The 12,413-nt window shown below is 64.4% G+C and carries 11 protein-coding genes; 5 read left to right on the forward strand and 6 right to left on the reverse strand.

The features are described 5' to 3' along the window. Nucleotides 1–70 precede the first annotated feature (70 nt). From ruvB to LMTR21_RS35165, 5 genes are all read right to left on the reverse strand, one after another. Entirely contained in the window at nucleotides 71–1,120 is a 1,050-nt protein-coding gene (ruvB, locus tag LMTR21_RS35145; protein WP_065752077.1) for a Holliday junction branch migration DNA helicase RuvB, read from the reverse strand. Next, nucleotides 1,117–1,536, reverse strand: coding sequence for a cytidine deaminase (locus tag LMTR21_RS35150; RefSeq protein ID WP_065752078.1), 420 nt, complete (start codon nucleotides 1,534–1,536; stop codon nucleotides 1,117–1,119). The genes ruvB and LMTR21_RS35150 overlap by 4 nt, the downstream gene beginning before the upstream one ends. Nucleotides 1,537–1,673: 137 nt before the next feature. Next, nucleotides 1,674–2,291 (reverse strand): Holliday junction branch migration protein RuvA, encoded by a 618-nt coding sequence (gene ruvA, locus LMTR21_RS35155; protein ID WP_065752079.1) that lies wholly within the window; start codon nucleotides 2,289–2,291, stop codon nucleotides 1,674–1,676. 169 nt (nucleotides 2,292–2,460) lie between these two features. Continuing rightward, the gene (ruvC, locus tag LMTR21_RS35160) at nucleotides 2,461–2,988 is read right to left on the reverse strand and encodes a crossover junction endodeoxyribonuclease RuvC (protein WP_065752080.1); all 528 of its coding nucleotides are present in this window, start codon (nucleotides 2,986–2,988) and stop codon (nucleotides 2,461–2,463) included. 222 nt (nucleotides 2,989–3,210) lie between these two features. Next, nucleotides 3,211–3,957 carry a YebC/PmpR family DNA-binding transcriptional regulator gene (locus tag LMTR21_RS35165; protein ID WP_065752081.1) on the reverse strand — a complete coding sequence of 249 codons (747 nt, stop codon included), beginning with the start codon at nucleotides 3,955–3,957 and terminating at the stop codon, nucleotides 3,211–3,213. A 201-nt stretch (nucleotides 3,958–4,158) separates the two neighbouring features. Between LMTR21_RS35165 and LMTR21_RS35170 the strand changes: the two genes are divergently transcribed. The 5 genes from LMTR21_RS35170 (at nucleotide 4,159) to LMTR21_RS35190 (ending at nucleotide 11,714) form a co-directional block, all read left to right on the forward strand. Beyond that, entirely contained in the window at nucleotides 4,159–5,925 is a 1,767-nt protein-coding gene (locus LMTR21_RS35170) for a methyl-accepting chemotaxis protein (RefSeq protein WP_065752082.1), read from the forward strand. Nucleotides 5,926–6,135: 210 nt separating this feature from the next. After that, nucleotides 6,136–7,560, forward strand: a complete 1,425-nt coding sequence (locus LMTR21_RS35175) for a methyl-accepting chemotaxis protein (RefSeq protein WP_065752083.1) — start codon at nucleotides 6,136–6,138, stop codon at nucleotides 7,558–7,560. 412 nt (nucleotides 7,561–7,972) lie between these two features. Next, on the forward strand, nucleotides 7,973–8,488 hold the full coding sequence (locus tag LMTR21_RS35180) for a (2Fe-2S)-binding protein (protein WP_065752084.1): 516 nt from the start codon (nucleotides 7,973–7,975) through the stop codon (nucleotides 8,486–8,488). Further along, on the forward strand, nucleotides 8,485–9,501 hold the full coding sequence (locus tag LMTR21_RS35185; RefSeq protein ID WP_065752085.1) for an FAD binding domain-containing protein: 1,017 nt from the start codon (nucleotides 8,485–8,487) through the stop codon (nucleotides 9,499–9,501). Before LMTR21_RS35180 ends, LMTR21_RS35185 begins: the two co-directional genes overlap by 4 nt. Nucleotides 9,502–9,506: 5 nt before the next feature. Next, nucleotides 9,507–11,714 (forward strand): xanthine dehydrogenase family protein molybdopterin-binding subunit, encoded by a 2,208-nt coding sequence (locus LMTR21_RS35190; protein ID WP_065752086.1) that lies wholly within the window; start codon nucleotides 9,507–9,509, stop codon nucleotides 11,712–11,714. 30 nt (nucleotides 11,715–11,744) lie between these two features. Here the strand turns inward: LMTR21_RS35190 and LMTR21_RS35195 are convergent, their stop codons facing one another. Beyond that, complete coding sequence (locus tag LMTR21_RS35195; protein WP_065752087.1) at nucleotides 11,745–12,401, reverse strand: hypothetical protein; 657 nt, start codon at nucleotides 12,399–12,401, stop codon at nucleotides 11,745–11,747. Between the last annotated feature and the right edge of the window lie 12 nt (nucleotides 12,402–12,413).

Here is a 12,413-nt window from a genome sequence, read left to right on the forward strand (position 1 = left end):
GCCAGCCGGGCGCTCAAGCGCCGGCTGCTTTGCCCTTAGTGCATCGCCGGAATGATCGGGTTCGAAGCGTTCAATCGTCGCTGTCGCCGTTGCCGAACAGGCCGAACTGCGCCGGGTCGCGCGCGGGTTCCGCGAGGCCGAGATGGCGGAAGGCGTGCGAGGTGAGCAGCCGGCCGCGCGGGGTGCGCTGCAGGTAACCGCACTGGATCAGGTACGGCTCGATGATGTCCTCGATGGCGTCGCGCGGCTCCGACAGTGCCGCTGCCATGGTTTCGACGCCGACCGGGCCGCCGCCGTAGTTCATGGCGATCGTCGTGAGATAGCGGCGGTCCATGGCGTCGAGGCCGGCGGCATCGACTTCGAGCGCACTCAGCGCGTGGTCGGCGATGGCGCGGTCGACGGAGCTGGCATCGGCCGCGGAAGCAAAGTCGCGTACGCGGCGCAGGAGGCGGCCGGCGATACGCGGCGTGCCGCGGGCGCGGCGCGCGATCTCGTTGGCACCATCAGGAGTCATGCCGATGTTGAGCACGCGGGCGCCGCGGCTGACGATCTTCTCCAGCTCTTCCTCGGTGTAGAAATTCAGGCGGATCGGAATGCCGAAACGGTCGCGCAGCGGGTTGGTCAACAGCCCCGCTCGCGTGGTGGCGCCGACGAGCGTGAACTTTGCCAGATCGATCTTCACCGAACGGGCCGCAGGTCCCTCGCCGATGATAAGGTCGAGCTGAAAATCCTCCATCGCGGGATAAAGCACTTCCTCGACCGCCGGGCTGAGGCGATGGATCTCATCGATGAAGAGCACGTCGCGCTCTTCGAGATTGGTGAGCAGCGCCGCGAGGTCTCCGGCCTTCGCAATGACCGGGCCTGACGTGGCACGGAAGCCGACGCCGAGTTCGCGAGCCACGATCTGCGCCAGCGTGGTCTTGCCGAGACCGGGCGGTCCGACGAACAGCACGTGATCCAGCGCCTCGCCTCGCTTGCGCGCCGCCTCGATGAAGATCGAGAGGTTCTTGCGCGCCTGTGCCTGGCCGACGAATTCGGCGAGCAGTTGCGGACGCAGCGCGGTGTCGCCGACATCGTCGGAGCGGCGCTCGGGCGTGACGATGCGGGAAGGGGTGTTCACTCGTTGCCCCTGCGGTACTTGTTGGGCAGAAGCTCGTCGATGGTGACGACCTTCGGCTCGCGGCCACTGTCGGGAACGATGACCTGCGCCTTGGTGTCGTAGTCGTGGATCAGCTCGCGACAGATGCCGCATGGCGATACCACGGCGATCTTGCCGGGCTCGTCCGGTTTGGGATGACGCACAGCGACGATGGTCTCGATGCCGTGATCGCCGGTTTCGGTGATGGCGCGGCCGATAGCGATCGCCTCCGCGCAGACAGCGATCCGGCCGATATAGGCGTCGATATTGACGCCGGTGACGATGCGGCCGTCGCGGGTGCGCAGCGCCGCGCCGACCTCCTGCCAGTCATTGCGATAACGCCGGCTGATCGCATCAGTCGCGGCGGCGATCAGTTCCTTGTCCTTTTCGCTCAACATGGCGGAAACGCATTCCTTCGTCGGTCAGTGGCGAACATGTAGGGTAGGCAAAGGCGCGCTTCGCGCCGTGCCCACCATCCGGATAATACATTAAATGGTGGGCACGCTTCGCTTTGCCCACCCTACGGCCTCAACACTCATTTCGCCAATTCCTTCAGACCCAGCCGGATTAGCTGCGCGGTCTCGGCATTTTCGCCCGCGCTGCGCGCAGCGGATGCAATCGCGGCCGCCGCCTGCGGCTGGCCGTAGCCGAGATTGACCAGCGCCGAGATCGCATCAGTAACCGGGCGCGGTGCGCGGTGATCGTCGACCGCGCCGGCAAGATGCACCACGGCTGGATCGACATTTGCAAAGGCGGGCGCCTTGTCCTTCAACTCGGAGACAATGCGCTCGGCGACTTTCGGGCCGACGCCCGGCGTGCGCGACACCGCTGCCTTGTCGCGCAGCGCAATCGCGTTGGCGAGTTCGGCCGGCGGCAAGGTGCCGAGCACCGCAAGCGCGACCTTGGCGCCGACGCCCTGCACGGTCTGCAGCAGGCGAAACCATTCGCGCTCGGTATCGGTGCGGAAGCCGAACAGCTTGATCTGGTCCTCGCGCACATAGGTCTCGATCGACAGCACCGCGGTCTCGCCGGGTGACGGAAGCGCCTGCAGCGTGCGTGAAGAGCAATGCACCTGATAGCCGACGCCGCCGACGTCGAGGATGACAAAATCCTCGCCGTAGGAATCGATCAGGCCCTTGAGTTTACCGATCATCTTGGAAACCCGGATTCGACGTGCACACCAAGTTCGTCATGGCCGGGCAAAAGCGCGAAGCGCGTCTTCGCGCAGATGTCCCGGCCATCCACGTCTTGGACCCTGGCGAGAAAAGACGTGGATGCCCGGCACAAGGCCGGGCATGACGGCTCGGATAGATATCGACCGATCATAGGCTCGCCACCTTCATCCGCAGCGCGGCACCCTGGCGGTGATGCGCGTGCGTGATCGCAATCGCCAGCGCGTCCGCTGCGTCGGCGGATTTTGGCTCGGCTTTCGGCAGCAGGATTTTCAGCATCACGGCGACCTGGTTCTTGTCGGCATGTCCCGCGCCGACCACGGTTTTCTTCACCTGGTTGGGCGCATATTCCGCAACAGCAATACCGAACATCGCGGGCGCGAGCATGGCGACGCCGCGCGCCTGGCCGAGTTTCAGCGTGGCGACGCCGTCCTTGTTCACAAAAGTCTGTTCGACGGCGGCCTCGGCGGGACGGAAATCGCCGAGGACTGTGGCCAGCCCCTCATGGATCGCGAGCAGGCGGCTGGCCAGCGGCAGATCGTCCGGCGGCTCGACCGAGCCGCAGCCGATGAAGACGAGGCGGTTGCCCTCGGTCTCGATCACGCCCCAGCCGGTGCGGCGCAGGCCAGGGTCGATGCCGATGATCCGGACGGGTTGGCGAATCGGTGGGGGTGTCATGGCGTAGTGATAACGCCAGACCCGGGTGAACGAAACATAAAGAGAACGGAAATCCCCTGCCCTGGAGCTTGCTTGTCACTCCGCACGTCATCCCCGCATAGGCGGGGATCCAGTACGCCGCGGCCTCTCGGCTCAATCACCACGGCCTCTGGAATACTGGATCGCCCGGTCGAGCCGGGCGACGACAGCGGAAGCATGAGGCAGACGATGGCGCGTTCGTCCCTACCCGCCCATCTTGGCGACGAGAGCGTCGGAGACCTCGAAATTGGCGTAGACGTTCTGAACGTCGTCGTGCTCGTTCAACAGGTCCATCAGCTTCAACAGCTTCTCGCCGGTCTCATCGTCGACGGCGACCGTGTTCTGCGGCTTCCAGGTCAGGGCCGCCTTGCGGGCTTCGCCGAACTTCCCTTCCAGCGCTTTTGCCACGTCGCGAAAGGTTTCCTGCGAGGCGTAGATCTCGTGGCCGCCTTCACTGGACGCGACGTCGTCGGCGCCGGCTTCGATCGCGGCTTCCAGCATGGCGTCGTCGGAGGCAACGCTCGCGTCATACTCGATGATGCCGGTGCGGTCGAACATGAAGGCGACCGAGCCGGTTTCGCCGAGATTGCCGCCGGACTTGGTGAAGAACGAGCGGATGTCGGAAGCGGCGCGGTTGCGGTTATCGGTCAGCGCCTCGACGATCACGGCGACACCGCCGGGGCCGTAGCCCTCGTAGCGGATTTCGTCATAGTTCTCGCTTTCGCCGCCGGTCGCCTTCTTGATGGCGCGCTCGATATTGTCCTTCGGCATGTTCTCCTGGCGCGCCGCGATCACGGCCGCGCGCAGCCGGGGATTCATGGCCGGGTCCGGGGTCCCAAGCTTGGCCGCGACCGTGATTTCGCGCGCCAGCTTGCCGAACAGTTTTGACTTCTGGGCATCCTGCCGGCCCTTGCGGTGCATGATGTTCTTGAATTGGGAATGGCCGGCCATGCGAGGTCTCTTGGATTCGTCCGGAGGGATGCTGGGGTTGAAGCGCGGCCTTATAGGCCCAGAATCGGCCGAAATCAAAGATTTGCGGCCCCCTCGGGTATGTAAGTACTGCCGTGCGACGAAATATCAGGCAGTTGTTAACCATGACTTCATGCTCGGATGAGAGGATTTCGTGACTGCCCTCAACCTTTAAGAGACGTCATGGCCTTCGGATTGTTCAAAAAGCAGGCGCCGGGACCGGTCGGACCTGCTGTCCAGCCCAAGGCCCAGACGAAGGCCCAGACGACCACCCCGGCAGAAATCGCTTCCGGCGATGGCGATTCGGCCAAAGCGATCCTCGAACTTCTGGAGCTCGAACTCGGCGCGATGATCCGCCAGCTCGAGCGTGCGGCCAATTCGGTGGCCGGCGGCGCCGAGGCGACGGCTGCGACCCTCTCCACCATCCGCCAGCGCACCGACGCCCTGACCAACCGCACCAGCGCCGCACAGGGCACCGCGACGACCTTCTCGCACGCCGCCGACAAGTTCACCCAGTCGGCGCAGGGAATCGGCTCCCAAGTGCGCGACGCCGGCAAGCTCGCCGACCAGGCGAGCGAGGCCGCCCGCGAAGCCAGCATCAATGTCGATCGCCTCAGGGCATCCTCGGCGGCGATCGGCAATGTCGTCAATTTGATTGCCCAGATCGCGCGGCAAACCACGCTGCTGGCGCTCAATTCCACCATCGAGGCCGCGCGCGCGGGTGAAGCCGGACGCGGTTTCGCCGTTGTCGCCACCGAGGTGAAGGCGCTCGCGGTGCAGACCCAGAACGCCACGGAAGAAATCACCAAGAAGATCGAGGCGCTGCAGCGCGACGCCGCGGGCTCGGTCGATGCCGTGCATCGCATCACGCAGTCGATCGAGGCGATCCGCCCGGTGTTCGAGAACGTCAACGGCGCGGTCGCCGAGCAGAACGCGACCACCGGCGAGATGGCCGACAATGCGTCTTCCGCCTCCTCCTTCATCGCCTCGGTCGGCGACAGCGCCGGCGAAATCGACACCGCGACCAAGGAAGCCGAGGCCCATGGCGAAAGCGTCGCCCAGGCCGGACGGGCCGTCACGGCGTTTGCGCAGAAGCTCAAGGCGCGCTGCGCCGTGCTGCTGCGTCAGGGCGGACACACCGAGCGCCGCGAGCCGCAAAAGCTGCCCTGCAGCCTCAAGATCGATATCCAGACGCCGCGCGGCGTGATGTCGGCGCCGGTCTACGAGATATCGATGGATGGCGTCCTGGTCAGCGGCCCCGACGCCAGCAGGCTGGCACAGGGCCAGAGTTTCGATGCGACGCTGCAGGATGTCGGTGCCTGCCGCATTCGCATCGGCGAGCACGCGAAGGCCGGCACGCAGGCGCGGTTCGAGCGCACCAATGCCGCGCTGACCGAGAAGATCGAAGACAAGCTGTTTTCGATTCAGGACGACAACACCGAGGCCGTCACGCGCGCGATGGAAGCGGGCGCGGCGCTGAAGAAGATCTTCGAGAACGCCGTCAACAGCGGCGCCATCTCGATGGAAGACCTGTTCGACACCAATTATGTCGAGATCGCAGGCAGCAACCCGGTGCAATACCGCACCAGGATGCTGGACTGGGCCGACCGCGCGCTGCCGCCGTTCCAGGAAGCGTTCCTCGCCAAGGACAAGCGGATGGCGTTCTGCGCCATGGTCGACACCAACGGCTATCTGCCGGTGCACAACAAGATCTATTCGCACCCGCAGCGGCCGGGCGACGTCACCTGGAACACTGCCAATTGCCGCAACCGCCGCATCTTCAACGATCCGGCCGGGCTCGCCGCAGGGCGCAACCAGCGCGCCTATCTGATCCAGAGCTACGCCCGCGACATGGGTAACGGTAACACGGTGATGATGCGCGAGATCGACGTGCCCGTCAGCGTCAATGGCCGCCACTGGGGCGGGTTCCGCACGGCCTACAAGCTTTAGAGCATGATCCGGAAAAGTGGGTACCGGTTTTCCGACAAGATCATGCTCAAATCAAAGAGTTAGGGCGTGATGGCGATTCGAAGAAGCGTCATCACGCCCTAGTGCGCTCTCAGGCAAGACACAGAGACGCGAATCACATTCTAAACTTGCAATTGGAATGCGATCGCGGCGGTGGGCCTATCATCGGCCCTGACTGGCGAAAGCTCTGATATGTCCGTTGTGCAGCGTGCAGTCCTGGACACTCTATCCAACCAGACACTGGCCGAACGACTCATTGACCAGCTTGCCGACCGCATCGGCGGGCTCGGCGTGGAACTTGCCGATATCGCCGGCAACGTCCAGGAGGTCGCTAGCCGCGTCGCGAACCAGTCCGAGCGGTTTCACCATTTGCAGAAGACGGCCGAGGCGATGGTCTCGGCCAACCGCGACATCGCCAACGCTTCGCAGGCGGTGCAATCGACCACGTCCGCAGCCGTCGTGGAGATCGTCCAGTCGCGCAGCGCGGTGGATTCAGCCGTCAACCACATCGCCGAGCTCGTCGAAGCGGTCGGCCGCATCGAGGCCCGGCTCAGCGCCGTCGGCTCGGCGCTGTCGCAGGTCGCGAAAGTCTCCGGCTCGATCGAGGCGATCGCGAAGCAGACCAACCTCCTGGCGCTCAATGCCACCATCGAGGCGGCGCGCGCCGGAACCGCCGGCCGCGGCTTTGCCGTGGTCGCGAGCGAAGTGAAGAGCCTGGCGGAGGGAACGCGCCAGGCCACGCAGCAGATTTCCGATACCGTGCGTGATCTCGACGGCCAGATCGGCAGCCTGATCGGCGAGAGCAGCGACGCCTCGCGCCGCGCCAAGAGCGCTGGTGAAGGCGCCGAGCAGATCAGCGGCATCATCGCGCGCGTGCACCAGGGCATCGCGTCCGTAGGCCACGAGATCGACGGCGTCGCCAGGGCCGCGACGTCCAATCTCGGCCATTGCGACACTGTCATCACCGAGCTCAACGAGCTCGCCAAGGGCGTCGACCTCTCCTCGCGCGATCTCAAGCACGCGGACGAGCGGGTGGCAAAGCTGCTCGAGACCTCCGAAGGCCTGATTGCGCTGATCGCCGACAGCGGCGTCGAAACCTCGGATGCACCACTGATCCGCGTCGTCGTCGACACCGCAAAGCAGATTTCCGACGCCTTTGAAAGCGCGGTCGCTCGCGGCGAAATTACGGTCGAACAGTTGATGGACGAGAAGTATCGCGAAATATCCGGCACCGATCCGAAGCAGTATCTGACCGACTATGTCGCCTTCACCGACCGCATTCTCCCCTCCATTCAGGACCCGATCCAGAAGAGTGATCCGCGCATCGTGTTCTGCGTCGCTTGGGCCAAGGGCGGCTATCTGCCGACCCACAATCCGAACTATCGCCTGCCGCAGGGGCCCGATCCGGTTTGGAACAACGCCAATTGCCGCAACCGCCGCCTGTTCAACGACCGCGCGGTGAAGAAGGTGGCGGCGAACACCAAACCGTTTTTGTTGCAAACCTACCGGCGCGACATGGGCGGCGGTAATTTCGTGCTGATGAAAGACCTGTCGTCACCGATCTTCATCCGCGACCGGCACTGGGGCGCATTCCGGATGGGTTTTCGGCAAAGCTAAACCATGATCGGTTGTCGCGGCTTGGCTTCGATATGCGGTGGCCGTCACCGGGGCGGCGCCAGCATGGCCGACATGCGGTAATCGCACATTTCATCTAATTGCGCGCGTCTCATCCAATTGCGTGCATTGCTTGCTTCGGGCGAATTGCCGCAGGCTGCCTGGAAAATGCGCAGCGCGACGGCGCTTCTGTATCATCCAATCTCGTTGCCATTGCAGGCGCGCATCGTGGCGCGAGCCCGATCCGCAAATCGGCATATCACATCCGTCGTTTTGAACCTTCTTCGCCTGAGCCGGTTGTAGGTACGCTCGAAATCCAGGCCGTTTTTTTGCGCACGACAAACAGGCCGGTGAAGGTCATCGTACTGACGCGCGGATATGACATCCCCTGGCACCGAAGCAGGCGGAGAAGAAAATGACGCATTCCGGGACAACGAAGCCCAAAGGACCGATCGCCGCAGCACCCGAGAAAATCCCGATCACACTGACTGTCAACGGCGCAGAGCGAAAACTTTCGGTCGCGCCGTGGACGACGCTGCTGGATGCTTTGCGCGACCATCTCGACCTGACCGGCACCAAGAAGGGCTGCGATCACGGCCAGTGCGGCGCCTGCACCGTGCTGGTCGACGGGCGGCGGATCAATTCCTGCCTGACGCTGGCGGTGATGAAGGAAGGCGCCGAGGTGACCACCGTCGAGGGCCTTGCACACAATGGTGAGCTGCATCCGCTGCAACAGGCCTTCATCGATCACGACGCGTTTCAATGCGGCTACTGCACGTCGGGACAGATCTGCTCCGCCGCCGGCCTGATCGCCGAGGGCAAGGCGAAAACGGCCGACGAGATCCGCGAACTGATGAGCGGCAACATCTGCCGCTGCGGCGCCTATCCGAACATCGTGGCGGCAATCCAGCAGGCGATGGAGCGATCATGATCCCATTTCAATACACGCGCGCCAGCGACGTCGCCGACGCCATCAAGCAGATCGCCGCAGATCCATCCGCGAAGTTCATCGCCGGCGGCACCAATCTGCTCGACCTGATCAAATACGATGTCGCGACGCCCACCCGGCTGATCGACATCTCGCGCCTGCCGCTCAGGAACGTGGAGGGGACCGCGACCGGCGGCGTTCTGATCGGGGCGCTGGTCCCGAACACCGACCTCGCCTACCATCCCCTGATCGAAGCGCGCTATCCGCTCCTGTCGCGGTCGATTCTGGCTGGCGCATCGCAGCAATTACGCAACATGGCGTCGACCGGCGGCAATCTCGTGCAGCGGACGCGCTGCTTCTATTTCTACGACGCGACGACGCCATGCAACAAGCGCGAACCGGGCAGCGGCTGTTCGGCGATCGATGGCATCAACCGCATCAATGCAATCCTCGGCACGAGCCAATCCTGCATCGCGACCCATCCGTCCGACATGTGCGTGGCGCTCGCCGTGCTCGAAGCGATCGTGCATGTCACAGGCCCGGCCGGAGCCCGCACCATTGCATTTGCGGATTTTCACCGCCTGCCCGACAACACGCCGCAGCTCGACACCAATCTGGAGCCCGACGAGATCATCACGGCAATCGAGCTGCCGGCAAAAGGCTTCAGCACCAACTACTCCTACCTGAAGATCCGCGACCGCCTGTCCTATGCGTTCGCGCTGGTATCGGTGGCGGCAGCGCTCGAGCTTGACGGCGACACGATCAAGGAGGCGCGCGTGGCGCTCGGCGGCGTGGCGCACAAGCCATGGCGCAGTTCGGCGGCCGAAGTCGTTCTGCGCGGCCAGCGCGCCGAGGCGAGCACATTTGCGAATGCCGCGAACATCCTGCTGCGCCGCGCCAGGGGTTTCGGACACAACGACTTCAAGATCGGCCTGGCACGGCGCGCCATCGTGCGGACGCTCAGTCAGGCTGCGCGAGGCACGCCGCAATCGATCTCCGACAAGAAAATACGGTGAGCGCCATGGCAAGCTATATCGGAAGCGCGACGTCCCGCGTCGACGGCAGAGCCAAGGTTACCGGCGAAGCCAAATATGCCGGCGAGTTCAACGTTCCCGGCCTCGTCCATGGCTATGTCGTCGACTCGACCATCCCGAAGGGACGGATCGTGCGCATCGACGCCAGCGCTGCGCTGGACATTGCCGGCGTGATCGACGTGCTCACCCACAGCAATCGGCCGCCAATGGCCGACAAGGATGACGCCTACAAGGACGAGGTCGCGCCCGAGAGGGGTTCGCCCTACCGCCCGCTCTACGACGACAGGATCCAGTTCGCCGGGCAGCCGGTCGCACTGGTGCTGGCGGAAGATTGGGAAACGGCGCGCGTCGCCGCCTCGCAGGTGAGGATCGAATACCAGAAGGAGCCGCACGTCACCGACCTGCACGCCGAGCGGGCCAGGGCGTATGCCATCGACACGCCGGAGAAGCCGCGCGGCGATGCCGAACAGGCATTTGCCTCCGCCGCTATCCGTCACGCGGCCGAATACTCCATTCCGACCGAGCACCACAATCCGATGGAATTGTTTGCCTCGACGGCGATCTGGGAGAACGGCCAGCTCACCGTCTACGACAAGACGCAAGGCGTGCAGAACGTCCAGCAGTATCTTTGCAAGGTTTTCAAGCTGCAGCCCAATGCGGTTCGTGTCATGTCGCCCTATATGGGCGGCGGCTTCGGCGCGGGCCTGCGTCCGCAATATCAGGTCGTGCTGGCCGTGCTGGCAGCGAACGCGCTCAAGCGCCCGGTTCGCGTCGTGGTGACGAGGGCGCAGATGTATGCGTTCGGCTACCGGCCGGCGAGCATCGAACGGTTGGCGCTCGCCTCAAACAGCGGCGGCACGCTCGACTCCATGCAACACGAGGCCATCGCCGTGACCTCGCAATTCGAGGAATTCGCGCGCAATGATACCGGCTGGGGCAACCTGCTCTACAAGAGTCCGAACGCCAAGTTCGGGCACAAGCTCGTCAAGCTCGATCTGCCGACGTCCTGCGACATGCGGGCGCCGGGCGCTGCGACCGGCGTCTATGCGCTGGAATGCGCGATGGACGAACTTGCCATCGCGCTCAAGACCGATCCGGTGCAGTTGCGGCTGCAATGCTACTCCGACCGCCATCAGGGCGAGGACCTTCCCTATACCAGCAAGCAGCTGCGCGAATGCTACCGGCGGGGCGCCGCGGAGTTCGGCTGGGAAAAGCGCAACGCAGAGCCACGCTCGATGCGCGACGGCAGCGAGCTGGTCGGCTGGGGCATGGCATCAGGCGTATGGGAAGCGCTGCAGGTGCCGGCCACGGTCCGCATCGTGCTGACCGCGAACGGCCACGCCGAAGTGGCGACCGCCGCCTCCGATATCGGCACCGGCACCTACACGATCATGGCGCAGGTAGCGGCCGACATGCTCGGCCTTCCCATCGACAATATCAGCGTCAAGCTCGGCGATTCCACCCTGCCGCAGTGTCCGGTGGAAGGCGGCTCGTGGATCGCATCATCCGTGTGCAACGCGATCGCGAATACGGCGCGCGCGGTCCGCGGCGACCTGCTGGAACTTGCGAAGGCGACGAAGGATTCACCGCTGTCGGACGCCGGTGTGGACGACGTTGCGCTGATCGACGGCAAGATCGTCAGCAAGCGGGATGCAGGCCGCGCGGTCTCGATCGCGAGCGCGATGCAATCCGGCAAGGCCGAGCGCATCACGCGCGAGGAAACCAACCAGCCTTCCGAAGACAAGTCTCACGCGCGCAATGTGCATTCGGCGATCTTCGCCGAGGTCAAGGTCGACGAGGAGATCGGCATCATCCGCGTCACCCGCGTGGTCAAGGCCGTCGCCGCGGGCCGCATCCTCAACCCCAAGACGGCGCACAGCCAGGTCATGGGCGGCGTGGTCTGGGGCATCGGCATGGCGCTGCACGAGGAAACGCTCTACGACCATCGCTTCGGGCGGGTGATGAACGCCAATATCGCCGAATACCATGTGCCCGTGAATGCCGACATCCACGACATCAAGGTCATATTCGTCGACGAGCCGGACGAGATGGTCAACCCGCTCGGCATCAAGGGCCTTGGCGAGATCGGCATCGTCGGCGTCGCAGCCGCAATCGCCAACGCGGTCTATCATGCGACGGGAAAGCGCGTGCGCGACCTGCCGATCACGCTGGACAAGGTGATCGAATTTGCGTGAAAGCCCGGGCGCTGGCGAGAAGTTCTCACGCTAGCGCAGGCTCGCCGGCAGCTCAAAACCCTGGTATTCGCGCTTCAGCAACGCCTTCAGCGCCGGCATGTCCGGCGTTGCGTCCCTGGCGGGCATCGGGTTGTTGTCCGCCTTGACGAAGTCCGGCGGCGTGCCAGGCAGCTTGTAGAGATTGAAACCGGTGCGGCGGATGGCGAAGTCGGCCTGCAGATAGCCGTCGCTCATCATCAGGCCGGCGGGCGCGACGTAGAAGCCATCCTCGCGAAACGGGCCGAGGATCGGAAAGGTCGTCGACTTCGCAGCGACGTCGCTGCGCTGGCTCGAGAGCCGGACCAGCTCGGTCTGTTCGCCGTTGACGGTGACGTAGACGCGGCGCAACGGCAGCTCGGCCGCATCCTGGGTCACCACGCTGACCAGCACCAGCACATATTTGCCGATCGCGCGATATTCCTCGGCGCTCGCCGGCCAGCAGAAATCGACCGACGATCCGCGCGCCGCGCCCTTCGGCGCCTGCTCTCTGGTTCGCAACGCGGACTTCTCCAGCCGCTCGGTCATCTCGGCAGGCGTCACTGCGCCTTGCGAGACCGGGCGCTGGGTCAGCGTTTGGGCCTCGGCTGCAAGGCTAAGAAATAGCGTCAGCGCAACGAGCAGCAGCCTTGCATCAAGCAGCCTTGGCATCAACTTTCTCCG

Origin of the sequence: Bradyrhizobium paxllaeri (genome assembly GCF_001693515.2) — a bacterium.
GTDB classification, from domain to species: Bacteria; Pseudomonadota; Alphaproteobacteria; order Rhizobiales; family Xanthobacteraceae; genus Bradyrhizobium; species Bradyrhizobium paxllaeri.

Coding starts and splice junctions, on each gene's coding strand:
- LMTR21_RS35150 (WP_065752078.1), bottom strand. CDS start 1,536: ATGTTGAGCGAAAAGGACAAGGAACTGATCGCCGCCGCGACTGATGCG.
- ruvA (WP_065752079.1), bottom strand. CDS start 2,291: ATGATCGGTAAACTCAAGGGCCTGATCGATTCCTACGGCGAGGATTTT.
- ruvC (WP_065752080.1), bottom strand. CDS start 2,988: ATGACACCCCCACCGATTCGCCAACCCGTCCGGATCATCGGCATCGAC.
- LMTR21_RS35165 (WP_065752081.1), bottom strand. CDS start 3,957: ATGGCCGGCCATTCCCAATTCAAGAACATCATGCACCGCAAGGGCCGG.
- LMTR21_RS35170 (WP_065752082.1), top strand. CDS start 4,159: ATGGCCTTCGGATTGTTCAAAAAGCAGGCGCCGGGACCGGTCGGACCT.
- LMTR21_RS35175 (WP_065752083.1), top strand. CDS start 6,136: ATGTCCGTTGTGCAGCGTGCAGTCCTGGACACTCTATCCAACCAGACA.
- LMTR21_RS35180 (WP_065752084.1), top strand. CDS start 7,973: ATGACGCATTCCGGGACAACGAAGCCCAAAGGACCGATCGCCGCAGCA.
- LMTR21_RS35185 (WP_065752085.1), top strand. CDS start 8,485: ATGATCCCATTTCAATACACGCGCGCCAGCGACGTCGCCGACGCCATC.
- LMTR21_RS35190 (WP_065752086.1), top strand. CDS start 9,507: ATGGCAAGCTATATCGGAAGCGCGACGTCCCGCGTCGACGGCAGAGCC.
- LMTR21_RS35195 (WP_065752087.1), bottom strand. CDS start 12,401: ATGCCAAGGCTGCTTGATGCAAGGCTGCTGCTCGTTGCGCTGACGCTA.